This window comes from Candidatus Enterococcus huntleyi (assembly GCF_009933175.1).
GTDB classification, from domain to species: Bacteria; Bacillota; Bacilli; order Lactobacillales; family Enterococcaceae; genus Enterococcus_K; species Enterococcus_K huntleyi.
Genome location: NZ_MAEJ01000008.1, coordinates 83,800 through 108,570, shown reverse-complemented (window position 1 = coordinate 108,570; position 24,771 = coordinate 83,800). Strand labels below are relative to the sequence as shown.

Below are 24,771 nucleotides of genomic sequence, written 5' to 3'. Positions count from 1 at the left end.
TTCTAGGCAGCTATTTTGCTAGATGCTTAGTTTCTTTTCTAGGTTCTTTTAGTAAACACAATTTATACTGTGAACAGGAGATGAAGCATAGATGAACTTAGGCGAAAGGTTACAGGAAAAGAGAAAGCAAGCTAACTTGACCCAACAAGAATTAGCCCAACAATTAAATGTATCTAGACAAACGATTTCTAATTGGGAGGTAGGGCGTAGTTATCCTGATATAGAAAGTTTGGTTCTCTTGAGTGAACTGTTTTCAATCTCCCTAGATGTGTTACTAAAAGGGGATGTTAAAGTGATTACAAGTTTGAAGAAAAGAAGTGTGTTAAGTAGTTTATTTTTAATTTTTATTGGTGGATTGGTGTTGGCAGACGCGATTTGTTTAGTAGTCGATTTTAGTTTGACCGGCAAACCCTCATGGTCCTTGATTGTGTTATGTGCTTCTGTATGTGCTGGTAGCAGTTTTGCGATTGCTTGTTATTCTGGAAAAGAGCGATTGTTGAAAACGATGTTAGGGGTTACCTTCCTAGTTTGGCCACTATTATTAACCATTCAGTATGCGCTGCCGACGAGTGAAAGCTGGTTTTGGAATGACGGACTGATTATTACCCTCATCAGTCTAGCAGGAAGCTGGCTGATGATCAGCTTATGGCGCTATACGAGAATTAGTATTTGGCTGTTAAGTATACTCACCATGATTATTTCTTTGGGCTTAAACTATTATACGATGGAACCTATAGGTGGATCATTGATTACGATGGAATTCATCGTCTTTAATTTATCGCAAATCACGTTAGTCCTGATCTGTCTAATCATTTTTATCTTCAAATTGGATAAAGGAACCGTGGATGCATGGTTGTTTAGAAAAATACGGAATTACGCGAAGTAAGCAAGAATCGATAGTAAGAGAGAACAGCGCACAGGCTATTTATAAAATAGAATGTGCGTTGTTTTGTATTCTAGAGGTTGACGCTGAAGTGCGCTAAAAAGATATGTGTCATCGGGATAATCCGCGAGACGATTATCGGAATATGCTATAATTTAGGTGAATGAACGACCGATAAATTCGAGGAGGAAACAGCATGAAAAACTATCTGCTTACGTTTGTTGCATCCAGCATAAGTGTCCTATTCTTCTACTTTTTGGGTTTTGAGAGCCTCATTATGTTTTTTGGCCTAGCCACTCTGATCTTAGGGATTCTATTATCTGGTACTGCTGTATCTGGCGACCGAATGCGTGCAAATTCTCAACACGAAGCTGGTTTTTCGAAGCACTATTACTTCTATTTTATTGTTGTTTCAATCCCGTATCTGGTCACGCTGATTTTTCTCAAACTGATCTAATGACTAGAGTGAAGCATCAGAATAAGAGGAACAAAAGAAGAGTAAAAAAGTTAAATAGACAATGTAAACGTCAGATTTAAGAACCAAATTTTGGCGAAATAAATACTGACGAAAAACACTATTCTTACCGATAGGATGGTGTTTTTCACTGTCTAGGCACACCATAGTGACTGGATTTGTGGCAACTATAGTTTCCTTTTATTTCTGGTCGAACAACTGAGCAAACTATTTGCGTGGAAGTAGAAAATATCTATTCTTTTTCTAGTATTCTCCTTTTTATCAGGTAGAATAAAGGTACGGCGAACTGAAAAAAGGCTAGATGATTGAAGATAAGGTTGCAGTAGATGATTCGCCTAAGAGGAGTGAGCGGAACGATTTATTGTGCCGTATTCAGTAAATCTAGCTAGTGAAACAAAGAAAAAAATGAAATGAAAAAGGTGGGTGATTCCATGGTTCCAATATATATATGTGAAGATGATCAACGGATTCGCGAGTTTGTTCAACAATCAATCGAGTCTTATTGTATGATTCAAGATTATGATTTTCAGGTGGTGCTGGCTTCGGCTTTTCCGGAAGAAATTATTCAACAAGCGAAGGAAACCAAGCAGCGAGGGATTTATTTTTTGGATGTCGATTTGAAGCAAGTACTTAATGGCTTTGACTTAGGGGTACGCATTCGGGAGATTGATCCGCGGGGATTTATCGTATACATAACAACGCATGATGAATTATTGCAAGAAACATTTCGTCATCGCCTAGAGGTCATGGATTATATTGTGAAGGATGACAATGCGGTGATTGTACAGCGGATTCATGAATGTTTGGATCATATTCATGGTCAAAATAACGAGCTAACGGTCAGTGAAGAAGCTTATTTTAAGGTAAAAGTCTTTGGCCGAGTGACGCATATTCCTATTAAGGAGATCTTATTTTTCGAGACGAGTAGTAAAAAGCATGTGGTGAGTGTCCATACGGAAGAGGAAATGATGGAGTTTTCCGGAAATTTGAATGAAGTAGCCGAGCAATTGCCCGAGTCATTTGTACGGGTTCATCGGTCATTTATCGCGAATCTGGACAAGATGAAAGCTTTTAATGCGAAGGATAACGAGATTACTTTTGAGAATGGCGAGAGTTGCTTTGTCTCTCGTGGCATGAAAGCTACCGTTAAGGAGTACCGCTAATGGCCAGTGAGCTACTCTATTTTATGATTACCCATCAAAGAGTTTTTCAATTCATCGGTGTTTTTCTAGCCCATTTCATGCAGGTGGTGCTACTGAGTTTTTTACTCAACCAGAAAAAGAAGCTTAGCTATAATGTACTCGTCGCAGCACTTGTGACGGCTATTTTTATGGCAATCGCAACGGCACCAGTGATTATTCAACTCTTAGGTGTCTTTGGTTGGAATTCGTTGATTATGATTCTGACGGCCGGGGTCTATCTGATGTATTTTCGTAGTGTCCAAAAGCGTCAGGTGAAGCTGTTTTTATTGGCGTTTACGTTTACCTATGCCAGCTATTATCTGTCAGATTTTATACTCAGCTATCTATTTATCACGCTGCTCGCCCGTGGACCCTACATTGGCTATGTTTTTATTATCCCCAATCTATTGACCGCTCTGCCGATGAGTTTATTCTATCTAATGTGTAAGAAAATCAAGTTAAATGAACTCTTTGCTAAAATTATGCAGTTTAAGCTAATTGTTTGGACTATTTTCGCAAGCTTACTGATTATTACCGGGGCGATTAATTATCTGGTGAACAGTACCATGGTCGCATTTAGTGAACTGTTCACGACCGGCGATGTTGCGCTACTGGATCAAAATATTAATGAGAGTCTCGTGGTCTTCTTTATTGCTTGTAGCGTGACGGTCAGCTTGGTTTGGTTCTCTACCTATTTATTTATGCACATGGAAAAAGTTCGTCAGCAAGAAAACGAGCTGATTCAGCAGCAATTATACATACAAAAGTTGGAAAACTTACAATCCGAGATGAAAACTTTCCGTCATGACTATAAGAATGTGATCTCTAGTATTTATTTGCAGTCAAAAGAAGGCGATGTTTCATCCATTCAGACCTATCTATCCAGCACCATGAATCTGTTGGATGAGCAGGTGGGCTCAGGCATCATGCTAAGCAGCCAGCTGGTGAATTTGAAGGTAGCGGAGGTCAAAAGTCTTTTGCTAGTCAAGATCATGGCTCTCGAAGAGGAAAAAATTGCCTATACTCTTCAGATTCCTTATGTGATTGAGAAGATTGCGATGAGTACCAACGATTTTACCCGCTGCCTAGGGATTTTACTTGATAATGCCTTAGAAGAAGTCCGTAATCAGAAGCAGGGGACGGTTCACATTCAGCTGACCAATGAGTCCGGCGAACTGCACGTAGTGGTGAAGAATTCGCTGGTTGAAAAACCGTTGCTGCAAAAGATTTGGCAAGAAGGGTACTCGACAAAAGGGGCCAATCGTGGGCTTGGCTTGAGTAGCTATCAACGGATTTTGGCTCGCTACGAAGCGGCGTTTAAACAGACCTTGATTGAAGAGCATGAATTTATTCAACTATTTAAGATTGGAGGGAAATTGAATGACTGAATTGCTAGATAATTTGCAATTATTTTTTATTGACTATTATATGGTTACTGAGTTCATCTTTTGCTGGGTGTCCTATATCGTCCTAGTAGCTACGATTCAGTTACTCACTCGCGAGAAAATAACCCCTTGGAGGATGGTCATTGCTGCCTTTTTCTTGGAAGTTATCTCATTTGGTGGGAGCATCTATGTGACCTCGTTTAGTATCGCCGGCCTATCTGGCATGGTTATCAATAATCTGTTATACATCCTGGATATTGCGGTTGTTGTCGTGGCTTTTAAAACCTATCGCAAGAAAAATTATACCCTAGTTGTGTTGGCAGCCATGATCAGTTACATCATTTATATCGGCAGTAGTTACTTATTACTATGGATTTTTTATAGTGTCGTCGACTTATCAAGTTATTTCTTTTTGGCCTCTTGTGTTTATTCCGCAGTCACGCCGTTCTTGACTTTAGGGATTTACTTTATTCTAAAACGAGTGAATGCGGTGGATAAAGTGGTAAAAATTTCCCACTATAAAGCGACCAGTTACCTGTTGATTTTGGTGATTGTGGTGAATATCAGTGTCTTTGCTCACATCGTCGCCTTGTTTGTCCAAGCGATTAATGAAGCAGTTCTCGTGAATTCGTTTGATCCGATACACAAGTATACTAACGAAATGGTCTTGATTCTTTTTGCGGACATCAGTTTTACCATAGTCCTCATCTGGTTCTCTTCCTATTTATTTATGAATATGGAAAAAGTTGAGCGACAAAAAAATGAACTGATTCAGCAACAACTCTATATCCAAAAATTGGAGAACCTGCAGGTGGAGATGAAAAATCTGCGTCATGATTACAAGAATATTATTTCTAGTATCTATTTGCAGGCCAAAGAAGGCGATATTTCCTCGATTCAAGACTACTTATCGTCGACGATGAATCATCTGGATGAGCAGATTGGCTCGAGTATCATGTTGAGTAGCCAGCTAGCCAATCTAAAGGTGATGGAATTAAAAAGCTTACTATTAGTCAAGCTGATGGAGCTGGAGACAGAGAATATTCGCTATGCAATCGAGATTCCTTACCCGATTGACTCAGTCAAGATTAGTATCAGTGATTTTAATCGTTGCCTAGGGATTTTGATTGATAATGCCAAAGAGGAAGTTGCCAAGCAGCAATAAGGCAGCCTCAGTATTTTACTACTAAATGAAGCAAATGAACTGAATGTGTTGGTCAAGAACTCGTTAGTAGAAAAGCCATTATTGCAAAAAATCTGGGAAGAAGGCTATTCAACCAAAGGCACGAATCGCGGATTGGGCTTAAGTAGTTATCAGAATATTTTAAATCGTTATGAATTTGTCTTGAAACAAACGTCGATTCAAAATGATGAATTTATCCAAGCATTCAGTATTGTCGAATAAGAAATAAATGTGCGACACAGCACCTCGTAGACCAAACACTAACTAATAAGGACTGTTTTTTGACCGAAAGGGATAGAAACGGTCTTTTTTATTTGTGGCAAGGTATAGTAAATATAGAAAGAAAAGAGTCGCTAGCTAAGGACTTCAAAATAGTTCGAAAAAGCTCTTTTCTTAGATAGCTATCGTCAATTTTTTTAAAGGTGCGTGTGTGATATGAACATTCTTATATTTGCAGTGACTCTCAGTATCCTCTATCGGGAAGTCGCCTATCCAATTATCAAGTTTAAGTATTTTTTGCTTATTCTAGGAGCTGGCATCCTGTGCTTGTTTGCCTATTATCAACTGATAGTTGCCCTATTAATTAGTGGCGTGGCGTTTATTTTGTTTCTAAATCAACTCTTTTATCATCAAAGTAAACCGCAACAATACGCCATTATCACGAGTATCTCACTCTACTTAGTGGAGTTTACACTAGTCTACATTTTACGGGCGTTTGGTATGGTGATTCCCTTGAGATTTGAACAATTGATTTACAGCTTTTTCATTGAGTTTCATCTATTTTACTTATTCTATGCGACTCTCTATTTCCAAAATAAGGTGCAGTTTAGGAATGAAAAATAACCGTTTGGGACAATCAGTCAAAATTACACGAGCCAGATGCTATAGTTTTTATAGAAAAACTACTAGGTAATTACTATAGTTTTAGAAAACTACTGTGGGGTGAAATCATGATTGAAGTGAAACATTTAACAAAAGATTATGGGAAAGTAATTGGGGCAAATGATGTGAATTTGGTTGCTAGACCAGGAGAAATTACGATTCTTTTGGGGGGCAATGGCGCGGGTAAATCAACAACGATCAAAAGTATCATTGGTTTATTAAAGTTTAAAGGCGAAATCACGATTTGTGGACAGCCGAATTTGAGCGTTGAAGCCAAACGTAACTTTGGCTACATTCCAGAAACACCCGTTTTATATGATTTGTTAACGATTAAGGAACACATCGATTTTATTGGTAACTCATATGGGATTCCTGATTATGAAGCAAAAGCGGATAAGTATTTGGCTCTCTTCAAAATTAAAGACAAGAAAACGACGATTGCCAAAGAATTATCGAAAGGGATGCGTCAAAAATTATCAATGACGTTGGCCTTGATGGTCGAGCCAAAAGCCTTACTAGTCGATGAGCCGATGATGGGCTTAGACCCAAATAGTATCCAAGATACCTTGACTATTATGCAATTATTGAAGAAACAAGGCACTAGTATTTTGATGAGTACGCACATTATTGATATGGTTGACGATATTTGGGACCATGCCTACATCATGAAAAAAGGCCAAGTCTTAGCCGATGTTATGCGTCATGAATTAACGGATAAATCACTAAAAGAATTGTTCTTCGAATTAAATGAAGACGAAGAGAGCAGCCAGCTGTTGTCAGAAGAGTTGACTGGCATGAAGGAAGGTGTTTCTAGTGAAGCAACTTATTAACTTATACTTTACCAAAAAGAAAGCAAAAATTCGGAGTATGTTTGCCAAACCAACTTCGGCAATTATTACCTTACTTGTTATTGCAATAATGGCTGTCGGCCTATTCCCACTATTTAAAGGAACATCTAATCCGCCTTTAGATGAGGTTAGCGTGCTAGTAATCGGGATTGTTTCCTTAGTGCTTATGTTATTTATGTTTGCTACATTTATGCTACAACGCAAACAAGCACTATTCTTTGAAGAAGATTCATACTACTTATTTATCGGTCCCTATACAGATAAACAAATACTGGGTTACACGCTAATCGACGCGGCATTTCAAAGTGTCATGTGTGCGCTAGTCATCACCTTGCTCATTTTCATGGGAACAATCCAGCTGTTTACCATGCCATTAGGGTACATATTAAATCTCTTTGTAACCAATACCTTAGCGTATTTTCTATTGATTGTCTTCACGCAATATCTGTATTTGAAGGATTTAATCTCAGGTAAGAAAAGTAAGATTAGACTCTATCTGGTCGGCGCTGTTGTATTGGCAATTGTTGGTTTTGTGGCCTATAATGCCGTTCAAAATGGGTTACAAATGGATGATGCGATACGTGGCTTTGTCTACCAAAAAGAATTCTATTATGTGCCGTTCATTGGCTGGGCCAAGAGTGCCTTTGATACACTGAATGGCAATATTTTAGGCATCCTGATTCCTTATGCACTATTCTCAGTCTTCAGTATTCTATTTTCTATCCTAACGGTTCGGGCAAAAGGCGACTTTTACGAGCAAGCGATGGTCGATGCGCTGGACTATACGGAATACTACAAACGGGCGATGGCTGGTAAAACAGAAGAAGCCAATCAAAAAGTTGTCGACTCTAGCGTGAATTATAAGCCCTATGCCGGTGCGATTCTCTCGAAAAACATTCTTGTCCTGAAGAAAACGAGAAAATTCTTTAAAACCAATGATTTCTTCAGTATCGCGATGGTTATTGGGATGGGCGCGCTGATTGCCAACAAGAATTTTATGGTTTATGTCGGCTTCGCGGTCTGCTATTTGATCATGAATGTCGGTGAGTCAGCTTTAGAAGAAGATTTGAAAAATAATTATATCTACTTGATTCCTGATTCAGCCATCAAAAAAATGTTTTATGCCTTACTGATTCCAGTCTGTAAAACCTTACTGATGAGTGTCTTAATGATGTTACCAGCCCTTTTCTTAGTCAATCCAAGCACCAAGGATTTTATTGTTGGTTTGGTAGTTGTCATGTCCTTCGTCTTTGTTTTATTCGCCGGCAATGTCCTATCGCTACGCGTGATGAAGACAAGAAGCAATCAGATGATCAATTCAACACTCAGAATGGTGGTCACGGCAGTTATTTTAGCACCAAGTGTCGGGCTAATTTATCTATTATACAAAATAAATAGCGACATCTTAGGCGCAATCAACGTCTTTATCCCTGTAATGCTGTTCTTCAACCTCGGTTTATCAGGCGCGATCCTCTACGCCTGTTCATCAATGATGAATGGCAATGCACTGCAAGCCGATTAAGCTGTTAATAAAAAATGGCGACTTAAAAACTAGTTGCTGAGTTGAGAAAAACACAAGGAATTCAGTTCAACGAATTTCTTGTGTTTTCTACGTTCAGTGTGACTGGTTGGCTGTCGGGATAGACAAATTTACTCAGTCAGAAGTGTCAGTTTTTCCCAATCGCAGCCGAAACTAAAGTTACTATAGGTAATATTTACAGCAAAGATTGGAAAAATGACAAGCTGGACACTTATAAAAATCTAGGAAGAAAGAAGGCAATCGAAATGCACCCTTATAAATTACTTATGCTGGTCCTCGCCCTTTACCTAATCGTTGGTCTAGTGGTTATTGTGCCCGTTAATGTCATTCCGAAAACCCTCCTACATGGATTGCAAAAAATCATTTTTTCGCTTATCAGGAAATCTGTGTAGTTTGCTTAATTTGTAATAAATAATAGGGCTGAATCTATTCTTTACAATTGCTTGTACAGAAAAATAAAGAAGAATAAATAAGATATATGGAGGTATACTAATGGTAAAGAAACAATTCAGTGCTATCGGGTTTGGCTTAGCGCTCATTATGATTCTGGGACAACTGGTGGGACCAATTCTCGAAAGTTCCTTTCCGACAATTTTTTCAGGTGTAATTGGGACTATGGTAGCAAGTTATATAGGTATCTACGTATTTGGGGTAGGTCTGTTACTAGTTATAACAAGAAAGATGACTAAAGCAAAGATCAACGAAAAAAATACAATTTCAATCAAAAAGTTAATTCTACTATTCATATTTGGTTACGGGACCTCTAGTTTTGTTACACTAGCTTATAATTATCTGTTCAAACTATTAGGGGCAAATGATGGGAATGCCGTCGGTGCGGCCGTTGTTCAGATGGATTTGGTCCAAAATTTATTAGTCGTTGTCTGTATAGGCCCAATCCTAGAAGAATTACTCTATAGGGGGCTGTTATACAAATTGATCGCACCAATTGGGAAATATCAATACATTGTATTTAGTAGTGTAGCATTTGGCCTATTCCATGGGAATATCAGCCAAATTATTTATGCGAGTATTCTAGGAGCAATTCTAGGTTATATAATGTGGGAAACTAAAAACATTATGTATACTATTCTATTTCATATTCTGAATAATTTTATTGGCGGATTTCTACCGTTAGTACTAGGCGATGGAAAATTAGGCTATATTGTTATTTACTCGCTAATGGCTATTTCGATTGCTGCGACTGTACTGATGGTCCTATTCGTATTAAAAAAAGGGGCAGTAAGAAAAACAATCATGCAAATGAAAAAGGTGTCGTTCAAACCCTTGTTTATAAATTTTGGTACGCTGACCTATATTATTATATGTAGTTTGTTAGCTATCGCCACTATTGCTATGCAGTTACTTGTATAGATTATCTGGTGCAATGAGGCTCGTTCGCTGTTCGTAAATTTGATTTTGATATTAGGTATATATGCAAGAAGAGGACAGCACAGGCTATCCTCTTTTTGTATGTATATTTTTATAAACCTAGATGGTAAAAATAATCTTGACGTTCCGATAATATACGCGTTACTCGTATATTATTACCGATTATTTTGTAAAAAATAACATAATTGTTAACTATAGCACATCGATAACCAGTTTTACCACCAATTTTTAGATCTAACGGGGCACCTGTATGTGGTAAAAATTGTAACTGCTCTATGCGCTTATAAATTTTGTTTATAGTATGTGTGATATTGATTTCATATACACCAATCTTAGTCATATACCTGCCGATTTCTGCGATATCATAAGCAATTTTTCTAGATAAGATTAAATTTATAATAGGTCACGCACGCGTTCTTTTAATTGTTCTAAGGTTATCCCACCATTGCGTTCGATTGATTTCTCACCTTCTTCTAATTCTGAAAGTAAGCGGCGACGTGCATCTTCAAATTCTTTTGTCGTGGTAGTACGTGTTTGCGGTGGATTTTCCACTGCTAAACAACTCCTTTTGACGACTATACCATTAATTCTATTGATTTTCGAGTGCTATCTATTTTTGGGTAAAAATTTAATTATTTGCTGTAATGGAAGTGACCACCTTTTGATGCAATTGATTTAATTAAAAAATGAAAAAAAGACCCAGCCTTTTTCTATTAGGCTGGGTCAATTATTATTTTACAAAGAAAAAAATAATTACGAAATACGAAATAACTACTAATGCTAGGATAAAAGCTAGGATAATCCTTGATTTCGGTGAAAGAGTTTTTTTCTTTTGTTCAGTTCCTTCTACAGTTTGTCTATACTCATTGAAGACAGTGAGTATAGACAAATTTAGTAGAGCGAGTATTATTGCGAGTGTTGAGATAACTATCTGAAGATCAAGCCCTAGTGAACCTCCAAAACTAAAGATAACACTCATAGTAATAGCAATGACACTGATTCCTTGGCAAGCACGTGTAATCCGTTCATTAGCTTTCTTCAATTTTTCTTCTGCTTCAATTTTTTCAATCATTTTTCTATCTCCTTTTAATAAATTGTCTAAGGAAAGATCATAAATATCACTCAATAGAATAACGCTCGTAATATCAGGTAAACTTTTTGAGTTTTCCCAACTTGAAATTGTTTGTCTAGATACATGAATCTTTTCAGCAATTTCTTCCTGTGTATAATTTAATTTTTTTCTTTGTTGTTGTAATTGAGCACCAATATTCATGTCGTCCTCCTTGATTCTAGATTAATTTATTAATAGGATTTCCTCTATCAAAGATACTTTACATCGAGCTTTTTTTCAATGTGAAAATTCCTTTACATGAGGGATATTAGATTGTTAAAGTGGAATTTTTGCTGAACAATAAGAGTGAATATGTGAAATGTGGTGGGTAATCTCAGTGGGTAAAATCTAGGTAAATACCCACTGAGATGGACTTGATTAGTGATAGTTTAATTATAGAAAGACACGCAAAAAAGAGCTTGGTCTGCTGCAACTATACAGAAGACTAGTTCTCTTTTCGTTGGGCTACATAAAAATTCAGGAAAACAGCCATTGCTTAGGAAATCCAGACTAAAAGGAATCCGATAAGATCACTAAGTGTCTGACGAAGTTTCTTTTGTCCGTAGGTTCTATGCTTTTTTTGTTTCATGGTATTTCCTCCAAACATTTTTAAGTAATAGGTGCGAAAAATTATGTAAGTTGGTTCATTCATTGCAGCTAAGCAATTTTGTCAAAAGTGTTTGCAAGTAGCGTTTATGAAAGATAGCTTGTCACTTATGATTATCTATATCATTATTATACAAAGCGCTTCACCAAAATATATCAGTCGCAAGATGTACTTTCAGCATAAAAGAACTAACAATTTTGAAAGACGAGTAGATAAAATGGGTGGGTAATGCTAGGTGGGTAATAATGTGTGTACCTAGGTAATTGATAAAGTGTGATAGTTCGAGATCATCAAATCAATTATTTTTTATTCCCCATGAAAATCTGCTATGGTACACTGTAAGAAATACGCTAAAAGTCTTTGACATTCTGTTAAAGACAACGGATTTTGGCTGATAAAGGGCGCAATATTCTCTAGTATTGAGTTTAGGAGGCGGACATGGATATTTCAAACAAACTGAAAAATAATCGAAAAAAATCTGGGTATACACAAGAACAGATTTCTCGAAAACTGCATGTTTCTAGACAAACTATTTCTAATTGGGAGACAGGTAAGAGTGTGCCAGATATCTATAGTTTGATTGAGTTAAGTAGTATTTATGACGTTTCTTTAGATTACTTAATCAAGGAGGATGTAATAATCATGAATGCGGTAAAAAAAGAGGAAAAAGAGAAAAAAATGATCAATAGAGGATTATTTTTAGGCGGAATCGGGTTGATCTGCTGCCTAATCAGCCTACTGATCACACATAAAGCAGCTGGGGGGGTTCTGATTGGGCTTGGCTTCAGTCTAATCATGCTTTCTATGGTCTTAGTAGTAGTCATCAAAGTATTACATAAAGTCTATAAGTAAATAATCGCGTGAAATTCTCATCAAATTTGATAGAGAGTTCACGCGATTATTTATTTTGGTAAAATTATGCTCTCTTTTTGATGAAGCTAACGAATTTTAGGATGCCTAAAATGATAAAATAGAGTACCGAAAGACCAGCGAAAAATTCAAAGAAATAGATCATAAAGACCAAATTGAGACCAAATTTTATGAATAAAGCCCATAGAATGAAGGCAATAAATAGTTTGGTTCGTAATCTAAGTTTTCGATGGATCAGCCACCAAGTAAAATCATCGGTGGGTTGCTTGGTGCGTTGATATTCATCAAGTATTTTTTTCATTTTTCCACCTCAATCAATTTATGTGACGGTGCTACGTAATCTTTATATTAACCACCTGAATTTCGCTGAAATAAAGAGGCTAAGTCTATGTATTCCTATTTTTTGTTATCGTTAAAGACGAGTTTAATGCCAATTGCAGCAATAATTAATGATAGTGTACTAAAACGGATGGCATTGACAATGCCAGTTGAATCCACGTCAGTTGAATCAGAGAAAATCAGTTTTGGTAAAATTAATAAGATAAATAAGGACACTAAAATAAATACTACACCATATTTCTTCATAAAGTCACACCTTTACACTCAAATTTTGTTGATAGGTTAAATTTATCATGTTATTCAATATATGTCTGTAAAAATAATGAAAAAGGCCTTAAAAACTGCAGGTCACAAGATGTGGCAGTCAAAAATACCGATACGATCAAAATGTTTCAGAATCGCGCATGTAAAAATGGAAATGATATGCTTCAATGAAGGTAATCAAGGTAATCGAGGAGGGTGCTTATGGAATTTAGCGAGATGATAAAAGGAAAAAGAAAAGAATTGGGCTTAACACAGGAAGAGTTAGCGGAAAAATTATCTGTTAGTCGCTCAGCGGTCTCAAATTGGGAAATCGGCCGAAATTACCCTGATATTCAAACGTTGATTATTTTATCAAAAACGTTTGGAGTCTCCATCGATGATCTTTTAGATGAAGATAAAAAAATTGTTGAGGCCATTGAATTTGATAGCGTAACAAAGCGGAATTGGAAAAGGATCATTATTGTTGCCCTCGTGGCACTGACTATGACTACTTTTTCAACAATTTATTTAATGGTGAACAGACAACCGAGTATTCATTTTGTAAAAGAAAACCAGCCAGCGGACCAATTATCAGAGTCCAAAATTTTGCCTTTCGAGAAAGAGGAAATAAAGGAAGTCTATATGGAAGGCCAACAACTTATGATTGTAGTAGATGCATCGGACCAAATTGTAGGCTACATGGTTGATGGTTCAGGTGATGAATTGACGGTTAGCTTAAGTAAAGAGAAGAGGGCAGAATCGAAAAAAAGTTTTCTATTTGATGGGCGCATCAAAATTGACCTATCGGATTATTCTGGTATCAAAAATATAAGGGTGAACCATCAGTAAGCTTCGAAGAGTCACTGGTCAAATAATAGAACAAGCGAAGCCTTTTCTTCATGTGGAAGGCTTCGCTTTTATGTGGACTTAGATTGAAAAAAATCAATTGCTGATAGATTATTTACTTCTTATCTTGATAATGTTCATAAGCTGTAATCCAATCTTCTGGTGTCATTTTTTCCATCAGCTCACCGATGAGAGCATAGGGAATCGTTTTTGGATTAGTAAAACGAATACAGCTTTTTCCCATATTCAATTTGGTAGGCATCTGTTGTTTGTAGGATTCTTCGAACCAAGCAAGCAGTGGACGATTGCCCATAATCCCCATGTGATAGACGGCCAAATGATTCTTTTGGGCTGCTAAAGAAACGAAAGGTAGCGGTTCGTCCGTGCGACCTAAGTAGCCGTTTGGGTACACCGAAAGTGGCACGACAAAGGTGGGAAAACCATATTGTAAAACCAGCTTAAAGCCATCTGGTAAATGCTTGATCAGTGTTTCCTTCATCAAAAAGTAACTAGCTCGCCATTTCTCTGGCAGCTGTGCTTCATATTCTTCAATCGTTTCCATGACAGCCTCCTTTAGTAGTAGCTGGATAGCTATTTATACTTAATCCCTTGTTTCAATAAATCAATCATTTCTTGTTTTCGTTTTACTTGTGTCGCTTCTTGCTTAGCGCTGTAGACATAGCGGGCCCAATTTCTTTGATAGCCTGGGGTTAATGATTTGAAAAATTCTAGAGCTTGCGGTTCGGCTGCGAGTTCTTTTTCTAATGTTGGAATAAAGGCGACGTAATCACCCACCGATTGGCTGGCAGCTGTCTTTGTGTTCTTTTTAGTAACACGTTTCAGGCCAATGAGGGTATAAATTTCATCGAGTTTGACCATTTGATTGAATTTGTAATCACTACCGGGGATATAGCCATCTTCTTCATCGACTTTAAGTGCTGGAAAAATTTCATCTCGATGGACAAAGGTTTCAAATTGTTTATTGCCTTTTTTAGGATAGGCAATCAGCAAGCGACCGTTAGGAACGAGTAAATTTTTCTTCACAATAGTTAAGACCTGTTCTTTGAATTCGTCGATGGTTTTGACAAATAAAATGATCGTTTCGACAGGTTCTGTTGGATAAGCTTCAGAAACGTTCAATTCAGCAAAATAATCCGCACTCGGACGCTGTAAAATTGTGACCTTCTGATCGGGTTGTAGACGTAATTTTTGTAGCAGTGTTTGTGCCATCAAAAGCACCCCTTTCTCAAAGCAAAGTATACACGAGAATAGCTGAGTAAAGCTACTTATTTTGACTGGGATTCAGCATTTATAGGAAGACGTTAAGTGAAATGGGGAGGGAGTCTTCTTTTAATTAAAAAAGTTTCCTCAGACTTTTAGGCAAAGCTTAGCGAGGGTCAAAAATTCAGATTTGGCTATTTTTCTGATTTTCCGTTAAAATAAAGAGTCGTATTAAATTTGTACAGATTGTGAGGAATCAAGATGTTTACGGAAGAAAGTTTTGACGTATTCGCTATAGATGGATTGGACGAACGAATGGCCGCGATTCGCGCGGTAATTCAACCGGTATTTCAGGAATTGGATGATTCCTTTAAAGCGTTATTAGAGAAAGAAGTTAACGAAGCGTTGTTTGTGCATATCGCGCAGCATCGTAGACGGACGGTTTATCCGCCGGAAAATACTTGGTCGGCGATTAGTCGTAAGAAGCGCGGTTATAAAATGGAGCCTCATTTCCAGCTAGGTATCTTTCCAGACTATGTATTTATGTGGCTATCCTTCATCGATAATCCTAAAAATGAAAAAGAGATGGCACAGGCGATGCTAGATAAACCGAGACTTTTTGGCAAGTTGCCTGAGGATACGATGGTTTCATTTGACCATACGATTGATAAAGTGGAGCGGCTGACCGATGTTGATTTGACGAAAGGTTTAACGCGTTTTCGTGATGTAAAAAAAGGCGAGTTTCAGATTGGTCGCATCATTCCTAAAGAGAGTGAGTTATGGCAAAAACCTGAAGCAGCTAAAGAATATATGTGGGCGACGTATCAATCGCTATTACCAATTTATCATGAAACGATTGGCTATTCACCGAAATAAGCAGCGTGCGTGATGCGTAACAGAACTGATTTTGTTTAATAATAAAAACAATAGAAAAAGAGGAGAATAATGATGACATTTGAAGAAATTTTACCAGAATTGAAGAACGGCAAGAAAATACTACGTAAAGGCTGGAGCGGCTTTGAGTTGTATGTCACTTTGGTTGAAGGCGATGAATATGATGGCTCACCAGTGACACCGTATTTGTTAATTAAGACATCGGATGAAGGATTTTCTAGCTTTGCGCCAACCGTCTGCGATATTTTAGCAGAGGACTGGATGATTGTTGAAGGATGAGCGAGGTTGTTTATAAAGAGTTCGCCAATCAAACCGTTTTAGTGACTGGGGCTGGATCTGGGATTGGCTATGCGCAGGCGGAAGCTTTTTTGGCTCAGGGAGCGCGAGTCTACGGATTAGATTTACAAGAGCCCAAAATGTGTCAGTTACAAGCAGCTTACCCAGAAACCTTTGCTTTTCAAGTGGGCGATGTGAAGGAATTAGCGGTATTGCGCTTGACGGTTGAGGCTTGTCGTAGTCGCTTTGGTGAGATTGATATTTTGCTGAACACAGCCGGCATTCTTGATGAATATCGCCCTTTATTGGAAACCAGTGAGGAGCTTTGGGATGAGCTGATGGCAGTCGATGTCAAAAGTGTCTTCCAGCTGACAAAATTAGTCTTACCTGAAATGCTTAAACGCGAGTCTGGCACAATTATTAACATGGCTTCGATTGCGAGTTTGGTCGCTGGCGGTGGCGGAATTGCCTACACAGCAGCGAAACATGCGATTGCCGGATTTACCAAACAATTGGCTTTGGATTATGCCGATAAAGGAATTGCCGTCAAAGCGATTGCGCCGGGAGCAATCCAGACCCCGATGAACAAAGCCGATTTTGAAGGCGATGGCGCGATGGCCAAATGGGTAGCCGATGAAACGCCGGTTAAACGTTGGGCGCAGCCGGAAGAGGTTGCAGCGTTAACGCTATTCTTGGCTAGCCGTCAATCAAGCTATTTGCAAGGGAATGTTGTTCCTATCGACGGCGGTTGGTTACTTAAATAAATTCTGACAAACAGTCTCTTCTGATAAATCTGAAATTTTTCTTGAAAAAAACATTTTTTCGAGTATTATAGATAGCAGTGGGTTCGCCCACACTGTGGCACTTCAGTTGGAGTTTACTAGAGAGTGATCTAGTGCTCCCATCCTTTGGTCACAGTTATACGCAAGAGCAATCTTGTAAAGGAGAATGACAAATGAATCAGAACAAAACGCGTACCACCACTCGTTGGACGGTCTCGGAAACGGCAAGAATGGCGCTTATCACAGGGCTATATGTCGTGATTACGGTCTTCTTATCCGTGATTAGCTTTGGAGCTATCCAAATTCGTCTATCGGAAATGTTTAACTATCTATCTTTGTATAACAAACGCTACATCATTGCTGTAACGCTGGGCGTAGCAATCGCCAATATGGCGTCACCACTGGGAATTATCGACGTTGTTGTTGGGAGTGTCTCGACGTTTATCGTCTTAGTCGTGAACTATTATGTGACTAGAAACTTGAAAAATATGAAGCACAAAATGATTGTAACAGCAATTTTATTTGCTTTTTCAATGTTCACGGTTGCTGGGCAATTAACCATTCTGTATGATGCACCTTTCTTCCTGAATTGGGTCGTTATTGGCGCTGGTGAATTGGCTTCTATGACAGTCGGTGGGATTATCATCCATTGGGCTAGCAAAAAAATTGATTTTACGAAGTAGAGAGTCGCTTTACTTCTTATATAAATGAGTAACACCTAATCATAATAGAGATACGCAACTAAAAGAGTAAAATCTTTTGGTTGCGTATCTTTTTTGCATGGCTCTAATTATCAAATTGAATGTTACCGAAGCAGCATTATTTCGATAAGTAAAAGAATTTACTTTTATTTTCGTAAACGCAAAGAGGGAATTCGTTTTTGGATAAAAATTCCTAAATAACCGGCGGCTACAGCTTTGATAATTCCTGGCAGGATGAAAAAGACGAAGCCTGAAGAAAAAGCCGATTGCCAGCTTAGATCCGCACTAATTTTAAGCCAAACAGTCCCGAAGAATAAGGTAACCATGGCGCCGATAGTATTAGCAATAATCGCCCAAGAGTAGGTGAAGGCAGTCTTTTCTAAGATGGCCCCAGTCACTAATCCGTTGAAGATAAAGCCAATCAAGTAGCCACCAGTTGTCCCAAATAAAACGCCGAAACCACTGGTCATACCAGCGAATACTGGAAGCCCAACAAGTCCTAAGAGTAAATAAATTAAAATCGCGTAGGTGCCTGTGCGCTTTCCGAGTAAGGTAGCCGTTAACCCGACAGCCAGCGTTTGGCCAGTCAAAGGAATCAATCCTAGAGGAATCGTAAATTGGGAAAGTACCGCAATAATTGCTGCAAATTCAGCAGCCAGAATCCATTCTTTCAGTGAAGTTTTCATAGCTCTCTCTTTCGTTAACTTTATTTTTATTATTGGTTAACGAAATTATAGACTAAATATTCCTGGATGTCTAGGGGGAATATGAAGGCGTAAAATAGACGGGAGAATTAAGAAGTTTTACTCAGTAGATCAGACGAAGGATAGTAATTTCAAGCTAAGTTTTTAACTGACAATCAAAAAAATAGCGGCGCCATTCAGTCGCCGCTATCAGTTATTTAATCAGAGGTTAAATCAGTTTGGTTTATTGAGTTATCTAGTTTGAGTAGTAAAGATTAATTCCTATGTTTTGAGGGTGGTTTCCAAATGATTCACCAAATATGGTTAAGCCACCGCGATGTTTTGCATCGTGCTTAATCAAAAATTTAAGTGAGATAGTTGGACTTGATTTTAAATTTAGGTCAGCAATTGTCTTATCAGATAAGACTTCACCATCGATACTTGTGTTATATCTATTGATACCAATTCGTTTCAATAGACCGTATTGACTTAAGACATCATCCCACCAATCTGGTGTTAACAAGCCTCGTACATCTGAGTAATTTCCTGGGATTGTGTAAGTACCGATTTCTACATCATTAATCAAAAAAGTGACATCGCTAGGCCAGTTATTATTTGAAAAAACAAATTCTGAACTGATTTCTGTGCTAATTTCTAATACCTCGGGATTATCATCTTCACCAAGTGGATTGGGAATTTTATATTCGATAAAGCCTTCTGAAAACCAGAGCATCGAGGCATTGATTCTTTCATTATCAGAAAAATACTTAGGTTGATCAAAAATGCCGATTTTGCCAGTCGGACTAACGAGACCACATGTAGGTAGGACATAATAGTCCGTGTACAGGCCGATACCGATACTTGATGAGTAGGAAAAGAAGTCTGGGAATAATTTTTTTGGAAATAAAATTCGAATTTCCTCAATATTAAGCGAAACAATTTTTTGTATTCCAGATATCCCAGCTTTTTTTTCTATTTTAACGAGTCGAGCATCTAGTAATTTTTTCATGTGCTTGGTAATCATGGGATTACTCAAGTTTAATTTGGTTGCAATCTGGGATAAATTTAGGTTTGATTCTTCTGATAAAAGGTTGATGATATCTAATCGGGTTTTATTCGCTAAGGCTTCATATACGGGTAAAGATTGTTCGTCAGTTTTTAATTCCATGAGTGAACCTCTTTTCTTTATTTGTAAATATAGTAAACAAAATGAAGTGATTATACATATATAGTAAGTTTATTTAACAAAAAAAGCAACTTAAAATATGTTGATTTATAGCTGTTTATAATTTAAAATCAGAAATGTAATCGATTGCAAGTTGTTTGTTTCATTATTTTATTAAATTGGAAAACGAGGGGATAAAATGAAAAAAATTACATTGTTTTTGGTTTTATTAAGTTCAGTTTTAGCAATTGCTGCATGTGGTCCCAATAAATCTAAAACAGAAAGTAACAAAGATTCAGATGTTGTAAATCTTAATTTTACTTTTTGGGGAGACACACTTGAGAAGGAGTCAGTTGATAAGCTGGTGAATACCTTCAATGATTCTCAGGATAAGATTAAAGTGAAATCGCAACAAATTCCGTATGACAATTATATGGAGAAATTGAACACAATGGCAAGTACGAAAACATTGCCTGATGTTGGGTACATGGTTGAAAGTAGTACAGCTGAGTGGGGAAACAGCGGCAAATTAAAAGATTTGAGTGAATTGTATGCAGAAGGAGGCGCTTTTGAAGGGAAGATTGCAGAAACGACTTCTAAATATCGTAATGGCAAAATTTATGGCTCTCCAGCAGGACCAGGTATGCTAACGATGTTCTACAACAAGAAATACTTTGAAGAAACTGGTGTTGAATTACCACCTCATGAAGTAGCTAAAGCATGGGATTGGGACACATTTGTTGAGAAATTAAAAGAATTAACAGTTGATAGAAATGGCAAACATCCTGGTGAAGATGGATTTGATGAAAAAAACATTGCCACTTATGGAATTTCTAATTTTACTGGTCTAGGCTATGAATCATTCTTAATTGGTAATGGTGGAGGATTGGTTAGTGAAGATGGGGAAACAATCTTGCTAGGTAAAAAAGAATCGATTGATGCAATCGATAAGCTTCAATCATTGATGTATGAACATTATGTAATGCCTAAACCATCACAAGCAAGTACGATTCCGTCTACAGATACTGCATTGCTAACTAATCGAGTGGCTATGAGTATTACTGGCTCTTGGGATTTAAGATCATTGAGCGCAGCAATGAAAGATAAAGGCCTTAATTTAGCAATGGGTGTTTTACCGAAAATGGATCAAAAAGTTGTACAAATGAACTTTGGACCTCCAATTGTTGTTTTTGATAATGATAATACAAAAGAAAACTGGGCGGAAACACAAGAATTCTTGGAATTCTTACTAAATCCAGAAAATAGTATTGATGTAATTAACTCTGGCTTATGGTTACCTAATCAAAATGATTGGTATACAGATCCTGAAAAATTAGACATCTGGGCAAATCAAGAAAACTCTCCTGAATTTAAAAAAGAAGCCTTAGTTGAAGCAAAAGAGAATGCTTTAGCGAAAAACAAAGCATTTTACGTTGAAGATGCAACAACGATTGAACAAATTGTAAATCCAGCATTAGAACAAGTCTGGACAGGCAAAAAGGATGCAAAAGATGTCATTGAAAATGAAATCATTCCTAAATTAAAGAAAGAATTAGGAGATAAATATAAGTTTGAGTAAATAATATTTTGAAACTAACTGGCAGCTGTTTAAAAGCTGCTAGTTGGTTTTATAGGAGTGGTGAGTGAGTTTGATGAATAAAAAGAAGAAAAAATTCAAATTAAAACAAATTGAAAATTTTTACGGCTATTTATTTGCTTCTCCAGCGATACTTGGCTTATTGATTTTTACAGTCGTTCCAATGATAGCGAGTCTTTACCTGAGTTTGACTGACTATAATGTTATTGCTGATTACAAATTTGTTGGGCTTGATAACTATAAAGAAATATTTTTTGACGATTTGTTTTTCAAAAAATCGTTAGTAATTACCTTTATATTTGCGATTGGAAGTACTGTATTAACCTTGATTTCAGCACTAATTCTTGCACTATTGATGAATTCTAAAGTTAAAGGGCAAGGCTTCTTTAGAACTTTATTTTATTTGCCAGTAGTGGTTCCAGCAGTGGCTTCCAATATCCTTTGGTTGTGGTTGTTTAATCCGGATTTCGGTTTATTTAATTCCATTTTAACAAAATTAAATCTGCCAACATCGGATTGGATTTTTGATGAAAAAACGGCAATTCCGTCGCTAATTTTGATGGGCGTTTGGGCTTGTGGAGGGACGGCTTTGATCTTCTTAGCAGGGTTACAAGATGTACCAACACAATTATTGGAAGCTGTTGAAGTGGATGGCGGCAACTGGTTCCATAAATTTAGATATGTTACTTTACCTTCGCTGACACCAATTATTTTCTTTAATCTAATTATGGGATTGATTGGGGCATTTCAAACGTTCTCTCAAGCCTATATCATGACTAACGGAGGACCGAATAATGCGACGTTATTCTATGCGCTACTGATTTATAGAAATGCCTTCCAGCAAAATCAGTTTGGCTATGCATCAGCATTGGCATGGATATTATTAATTATTATCTCAATTTTTACTTTATTTATTTTCAGAACAGCTAAAAGTTGGGTATATTACGGTGGAGGAGAATAGAGATGAGTAAAAAGAAAGCTAGATTAATGATGTATGTTCCTTTGATTTTCATAGGAATTGTCTCGATTTTACCATTTCTATGGTTAGTCAGAAGTTCTCTAATGAATTCAACAGAAATCTTTGAATTTCCACCTAAAATGCTCCCAGAAACATTTATGTTTTCTAATTATCTGAAGGTATTTGAAGTGTTGGATTTTAAACTGTATTTAACAAATACATTCATAATTATTATTCCTGTAATTTTTGGGAATGTAATTACTTCGGCATTCTCTGGTTATGCGTTTGCCCGATTAGATTTTAAGTTCAAAAACTTTTGGTTTGCTTTAGTAATCGCTACGATGATGTTACCAAGTGCGGTTACTTTAATTCCAATTTTTATGATGTGGTCTGAACTAGGCTATGTTGATACATTTGTACCATTAATCGTGCCAGCATTTTTTGGCGGCGGCGGATTTAATATCTTTTTGATGCGACAATTTTTCGCAGGAATTCCTAAAGAATTAGATGAAGCAGCTATTCTAGATGGTGCAACACATCCCCAAATATTTTTCAGAATTATGTTACCTCTTGTTAAGCCAGCTATGATGGTTGTAGGGTTCTTTACTTTCATGAATACGTGGAATGACTTCTTTAGTCCCCTTATTTATTTGAATAGTCCAGAAAAATACACACTCGCACTTGGTTTAATGCAATTAAAAGGCCAGTATTCTTCAGAATGGAATACGATGATGGCTGCTTCAACATTGATGACAATTCCAGCTTTATTAATTTTCTTCTTCGGACAAAAATATTTTGTTCAAGGGATTAGTATTGGTTCTGGTACCAAAGGTTAATAATAGGATTAGTAGGTGAATTATGTATAGAGAAGAGTATCCCAGACCCAGTTTAGTCAGAGAAAACTGGTTGAATTTGAATGGGCAATGGGCATTTGCATTTGATGATAAAAATGAAGGTTTAAATGAAAAATGGTTTCATCCGGACAAAGAGTTTCCCTTAAATATCGAGGTTCCTTTTGCTTTCCAAAGTAAAAATAGTGGGATTCATACAAATGAATTCCACGATTACGTTTGGTACAAGAGAACGATTAACGTACCTGAGGAATGGAAAGGGCAACGTATTTTACTGCATTTTGGTGCAGTGGATTATCAAACAAAAATATATCTGAATGGTTCATTTGTGGGTGAACATATTGGCGGTCATACCTCATTTTCTTTAGATGTCACGAATGAGTTGAACTTTGAAGAAGATGTGCTGACTGTCTACGTTTTTGATCCAAGTGAAGATGAGCGAATTCCTAGAGGGAAGCAGTACTGGAAGAAGGAATCTCGAGCTATTTGGTATACGAGAACAACGGGGATTTGGCAAACCGTTTGGTTAGAGCCAGTAGCGAAACAAACGTATATAGATAATTTGTATTTCACGCCCAATTTTGATGAAGGCGAAATCAAAATCGATTATCAATTTGCTGGAGATATCCTGAAAAAAAGAGTAAAAACGGTGATTAAATATGATGGACAAACATTAATTGAAGATGAAAATGTGATTCATGATACGTATACCAAAAAAAGCTATTATTTGTTTAATAATGAAGTAGAACGTAGTGATTATCATGGTGCTGGTTGGACGTGGACTCCGGAAACGCCTAATTTATACGACGTATCCATAGAGGTTTATGATGACGAGCAGCTGATTGATGCGGTGGATAGCTATTTTGGTATGCGGAAGGTCCACACGTCCGAAGGGATGGTCTTTTTAAACAATCGCCCTTATTATCAAAAATTAGTCTTAGACCAAGGATATTGGCCGGATGGCTTGATGACAGCTACTACGGATGAAGATTATAAAAGAGACATTGAGTTAGCTAAAAAAATGGGCTTTAATGGTTGTAGAAAACACCAAAAAGTCGAAGATCCAAGATTTCTATATTGGGCAGATAAACTCGGATTTATTGTCTGGGGAGAGTGCGCATCACCTTCCGTTTATTCAGAGGATACAGTTGCCTACTTGACCAATGAGTGGTTGGAAATTATCAAAAGAGATTATAACCACCCATGTATTATTACTTGGGTTCCAATTAATGAAAGCTGGGGCGTGCCGGAGATTAGCGTGGATAGAAGGCAACAACATTTTTCTCAAGCAATTTACCATTTAATTCATTCTATTGATAAAACTCGGTTAGTTATTTCAAATGATGGTTGGGAAATGACTGAGACTGATATCTGTGCAGTTCACAGCTATGCGCATGGGACAGTAAATGAAACGAAAAAATATGAAGCTTTCACGGAATCACTAAAAAATAAAGCAAATATTTTATCACCCTCGCATAATCGCCGATTTGTGTATAATCATGGATTTGCCCATAAAGGTGAACCTATCTTATTAACTGAATTCGGTGGAATTGGTTTTGATATGAGTAATGAAAAAGGCTGGGGATATACCACTGCATTTTCTAAGAAAGACTTTATCTCTGAATATGGCCGTGTGTTAGAGGCTGTACTTTCCTCAGAAGTTTTACATGGATTTTGTTATACCCAACTGACGGACGTTGAACAAGAGATTAATGGGTTACTGACCTATGATCGACAAGAGAAAGTTCCGTTAGAGGAAATTAAAAAAATCAATGAAGCCTGGCACCCGACAACGATTGGGAAATAATTAAGGGTTTAACGAACTGTTCAGCTGTGGTGTAGAATCTGAAAAGCGTCAGTT

29 protein-coding genes are annotated in these 24,771 nt (G+C 37.3%); 20 read left to right on the top strand and 9 right to left on the bottom strand.

What is annotated here, in order from left to right; genetic code table 11:
- Positions 1-91 precede the first annotated feature (91 nt).
- The 10 genes from BAU15_RS05870 to BAU15_RS05825 all read left to right on the top strand — a co-directional run bounded on the left by BAU15_RS05870 (position 92) and on the right by BAU15_RS05825 (position 9,748).
- Positions 92-886, top strand: coding sequence for a helix-turn-helix domain-containing protein (locus BAU15_RS05870; protein WP_161841809.1), 795 nt, complete (start codon positions 92-94; stop codon positions 884-886).
- Between the two features lie 193 nt (positions 887-1,079).
- Positions 1,080-1,340 carry a hypothetical protein gene (locus tag BAU15_RS05865; protein WP_161841808.1) on the top strand — a complete coding sequence of 87 codons (261 nt, stop codon included), beginning with the start codon at positions 1,080-1,082 and terminating at the stop codon, positions 1,338-1,340.
- Between the two features lie 428 nt (positions 1,341-1,768).
- Positions 1,769-2,521 (top strand): LytR/AlgR family response regulator transcription factor, encoded by a 753-nt coding sequence (locus BAU15_RS05860; RefSeq protein ID WP_161841807.1) that lies wholly within the window; start codon positions 1,769-1,771, stop codon positions 2,519-2,521.
- Complete coding sequence (locus tag BAU15_RS05855) at positions 2,521-3,927, top strand: sensor histidine kinase (RefSeq protein WP_161841806.1); 1,407 nt, start codon at positions 2,521-2,523, stop codon at positions 3,925-3,927. Before BAU15_RS05860 ends, BAU15_RS05855 begins: the two co-directional genes overlap by 1 nt.
- Positions 3,920-5,089 carry a sensor histidine kinase gene (locus BAU15_RS05850; RefSeq protein ID WP_161841805.1) on the top strand — a complete coding sequence of 390 codons (1,170 nt, stop codon included), beginning with the start codon at positions 3,920-3,922 and terminating at the stop codon, positions 5,087-5,089. The genes BAU15_RS05855 and BAU15_RS05850 overlap by 8 nt, the downstream gene beginning before the upstream one ends.
- Positions 5,090-5,134: 45 nt before the next feature.
- A complete protein-coding gene (locus BAU15_RS05845) occupies positions 5,135-5,329 on the top strand; it encodes a GHKL domain-containing protein (RefSeq protein ID WP_161841804.1) in 195 nt (64 codons plus the stop codon).
- Positions 5,330-5,542: 213 nt separating this feature from the next.
- Complete coding sequence (locus tag BAU15_RS05840) at positions 5,543-5,950, top strand: hypothetical protein (protein ID WP_161841803.1); 408 nt, start codon at positions 5,543-5,545, stop codon at positions 5,948-5,950.
- 107 nt (positions 5,951-6,057) lie between these two features.
- Entirely contained in the window at positions 6,058-6,819 is a 762-nt protein-coding gene (locus BAU15_RS05835) for an ABC transporter ATP-binding protein (protein ID WP_161841802.1), read from the top strand.
- Positions 6,803-8,359 (top strand): putative ABC exporter domain-containing protein, encoded by a 1,557-nt coding sequence (locus tag BAU15_RS05830; RefSeq protein WP_161841801.1) that lies wholly within the window; start codon positions 6,803-6,805, stop codon positions 8,357-8,359. The genes BAU15_RS05835 and BAU15_RS05830 overlap by 17 nt, the downstream gene beginning before the upstream one ends.
- A 510-nt stretch (positions 8,360-8,869) precedes the next feature.
- Positions 8,870-9,748, top strand: a complete 879-nt coding sequence (locus tag BAU15_RS05825) for a CPBP family intramembrane glutamic endopeptidase (RefSeq protein WP_161841800.1) — start codon at positions 8,870-8,872, stop codon at positions 9,746-9,748.
- A gap of 109 nt (positions 9,749-9,857) precedes the next feature.
- Here the strand turns inward: BAU15_RS05825 and BAU15_RS15920 are convergent, their stop codons facing one another.
- The 3 genes from BAU15_RS15920 to BAU15_RS05810 all read right to left on the bottom strand — a co-directional run bounded on the left by BAU15_RS15920 (position 9,858) and on the right by BAU15_RS05810 (position 11,039).
- Positions 9,858-10,154 carry a type II toxin-antitoxin system RelE/ParE family toxin gene (locus BAU15_RS15920; RefSeq protein WP_420022119.1) on the bottom strand — a complete coding sequence of 99 codons (297 nt, stop codon included), beginning with the start codon at positions 10,152-10,154 and terminating at the stop codon, positions 9,858-9,860.
- A gap of 5 nt (positions 10,155-10,159) precedes the next feature.
- Positions 10,160-10,318 carry a hypothetical protein gene (locus BAU15_RS05815; protein WP_161841799.1) on the bottom strand — a complete coding sequence of 53 codons (159 nt, stop codon included), beginning with the start codon at positions 10,316-10,318 and terminating at the stop codon, positions 10,160-10,162.
- Between the two features lie 178 nt (positions 10,319-10,496).
- Positions 10,497-11,039 (bottom strand): helix-turn-helix domain-containing protein, encoded by a 543-nt coding sequence (locus tag BAU15_RS05810; RefSeq protein WP_161841798.1) that lies wholly within the window; start codon positions 11,037-11,039, stop codon positions 10,497-10,499.
- Between the two features lie 883 nt (positions 11,040-11,922).
- On the opposite strand from BAU15_RS05810, the gene BAU15_RS05805 reads away from it, so the two are divergent.
- Positions 11,923-12,336, top strand: a complete 414-nt coding sequence (locus tag BAU15_RS05805; RefSeq protein WP_161841797.1) for a helix-turn-helix domain-containing protein — start codon at positions 11,923-11,925, stop codon at positions 12,334-12,336.
- A 64-nt stretch (positions 12,337-12,400) separates the two neighbouring features.
- Here the strand turns inward: BAU15_RS05805 and BAU15_RS05800 are convergent, their stop codons facing one another.
- Positions 12,401-12,655 (bottom strand): hypothetical protein, encoded by a 255-nt coding sequence (locus BAU15_RS05800; RefSeq protein WP_161841796.1) that lies wholly within the window; start codon positions 12,653-12,655, stop codon positions 12,401-12,403.
- 95 nt (positions 12,656-12,750) lie between these two features.
- Positions 12,751-12,939: a hypothetical protein gene (locus BAU15_RS05795; RefSeq protein WP_161841795.1), complete on the bottom strand. Its 189-nt coding sequence runs from the start codon at positions 12,937-12,939 to the stop codon at positions 12,751-12,753.
- Positions 12,940-13,158: 219 nt separating this feature from the next.
- Between BAU15_RS05795 and BAU15_RS05790 the strand changes: the two genes are divergently transcribed.
- Positions 13,159-13,785: a helix-turn-helix domain-containing protein gene (locus BAU15_RS05790; RefSeq protein ID WP_161841794.1), complete on the top strand. Its 627-nt coding sequence runs from the start codon at positions 13,159-13,161 to the stop codon at positions 13,783-13,785.
- Between the two features lie 112 nt (positions 13,786-13,897).
- On the opposite strand, the gene BAU15_RS05785 is transcribed toward BAU15_RS05790, so the two are convergent.
- Both BAU15_RS05785 and BAU15_RS05780 read right to left on the bottom strand, forming a co-directional pair.
- On the bottom strand, positions 13,898-14,344 hold the full coding sequence (locus BAU15_RS05785; RefSeq protein ID WP_161841793.1) for a DUF1801 domain-containing protein: 447 nt from the start codon (positions 14,342-14,344) through the stop codon (positions 13,898-13,900).
- A gap of 29 nt (positions 14,345-14,373) precedes the next feature.
- A complete protein-coding gene (locus BAU15_RS05780; RefSeq protein WP_161841792.1) occupies positions 14,374-15,012 on the bottom strand; it encodes a YdeI/OmpD-associated family protein in 639 nt (212 codons plus the stop codon).
- A gap of 252 nt (positions 15,013-15,264) precedes the next feature.
- On the opposite strand from BAU15_RS05780, the gene BAU15_RS05775 reads away from it, so the two are divergent.
- The 4 genes from BAU15_RS05775 (at position 15,265) to BAU15_RS05760 (ending at position 17,638) form a co-directional block, all read left to right on the top strand.
- On the top strand, positions 15,265-15,879 hold the full coding sequence (locus BAU15_RS05775) for a DUF1054 domain-containing protein (RefSeq protein ID WP_161841791.1): 615 nt from the start codon (positions 15,265-15,267) through the stop codon (positions 15,877-15,879).
- A gap of 72 nt (positions 15,880-15,951) precedes the next feature.
- Entirely contained in the window at positions 15,952-16,176 is a 225-nt protein-coding gene (locus BAU15_RS05770) for a DUF2829 domain-containing protein (protein WP_161841790.1), read from the top strand.
- Positions 16,173-16,937, top strand: a complete 765-nt coding sequence (locus tag BAU15_RS05765; RefSeq protein ID WP_161841789.1) for a 3-oxoacyl-ACP reductase — start codon at positions 16,173-16,175, stop codon at positions 16,935-16,937. The genes BAU15_RS05770 and BAU15_RS05765 overlap by 4 nt, the downstream gene beginning before the upstream one ends.
- Before the next feature lie 191 nt (positions 16,938-17,128).
- Positions 17,129-17,638, top strand: a complete 510-nt coding sequence (locus tag BAU15_RS05760; protein WP_161841788.1) for a QueT transporter family protein — start codon at positions 17,129-17,131, stop codon at positions 17,636-17,638.
- Between the two features lie 164 nt (positions 17,639-17,802).
- Here BAU15_RS05760 and BAU15_RS05755 read toward each other — a convergent pair whose 3' ends face one another.
- Together BAU15_RS05755 and BAU15_RS05750 are read right to left on the bottom strand one after the other, a co-directional pair.
- Positions 17,803-18,342, bottom strand: coding sequence for a biotin transporter BioY (locus BAU15_RS05755; RefSeq protein WP_161841787.1), 540 nt, complete (start codon positions 18,340-18,342; stop codon positions 17,803-17,805).
- Positions 18,343-18,595: 253 nt separating this feature from the next.
- The gene (locus BAU15_RS05750) at positions 18,596-19,507 is read right to left on the bottom strand and encodes an ArsR/SmtB family transcription factor (RefSeq protein ID WP_161841786.1); all 912 of its coding nucleotides are present in this window, start codon (positions 19,505-19,507) and stop codon (positions 18,596-18,598) included.
- Positions 19,508-19,703: 196 nt separating this feature from the next.
- Here BAU15_RS05750 and BAU15_RS05745 point away from each other — a divergent pair, with 196 nt between their 5' ends.
- The 4 genes from BAU15_RS05745 (at position 19,704) to BAU15_RS05730 (ending at position 24,717) form a co-directional block, all read left to right on the top strand.
- Entirely contained in the window at positions 19,704-21,083 is a 1,380-nt protein-coding gene (locus BAU15_RS05745; RefSeq protein ID WP_161841785.1) for an ABC transporter substrate-binding protein, read from the top strand.
- A gap of 73 nt (positions 21,084-21,156) precedes the next feature.
- Positions 21,157-22,062: a carbohydrate ABC transporter permease gene (locus BAU15_RS05740; RefSeq protein WP_161841888.1), complete on the top strand. Its 906-nt coding sequence runs from the start codon at positions 21,157-21,159 to the stop codon at positions 22,060-22,062.
- A 2-nt stretch (positions 22,063-22,064) separates the two neighbouring features.
- Positions 22,065-22,895 (top strand): carbohydrate ABC transporter permease, encoded by an 831-nt coding sequence (locus BAU15_RS05735; RefSeq protein ID WP_161841784.1) that lies wholly within the window; start codon positions 22,065-22,067, stop codon positions 22,893-22,895.
- Positions 22,896-22,917: 22 nt separating this feature from the next.
- The gene (locus tag BAU15_RS05730) at positions 22,918-24,717 is read left to right on the top strand and encodes a glycoside hydrolase family 2 protein (protein WP_161841783.1); all 1,800 of its coding nucleotides are present in this window, start codon (positions 22,918-22,920) and stop codon (positions 24,715-24,717) included.
- Positions 24,718-24,771: the final 54 nt, after the last annotated feature.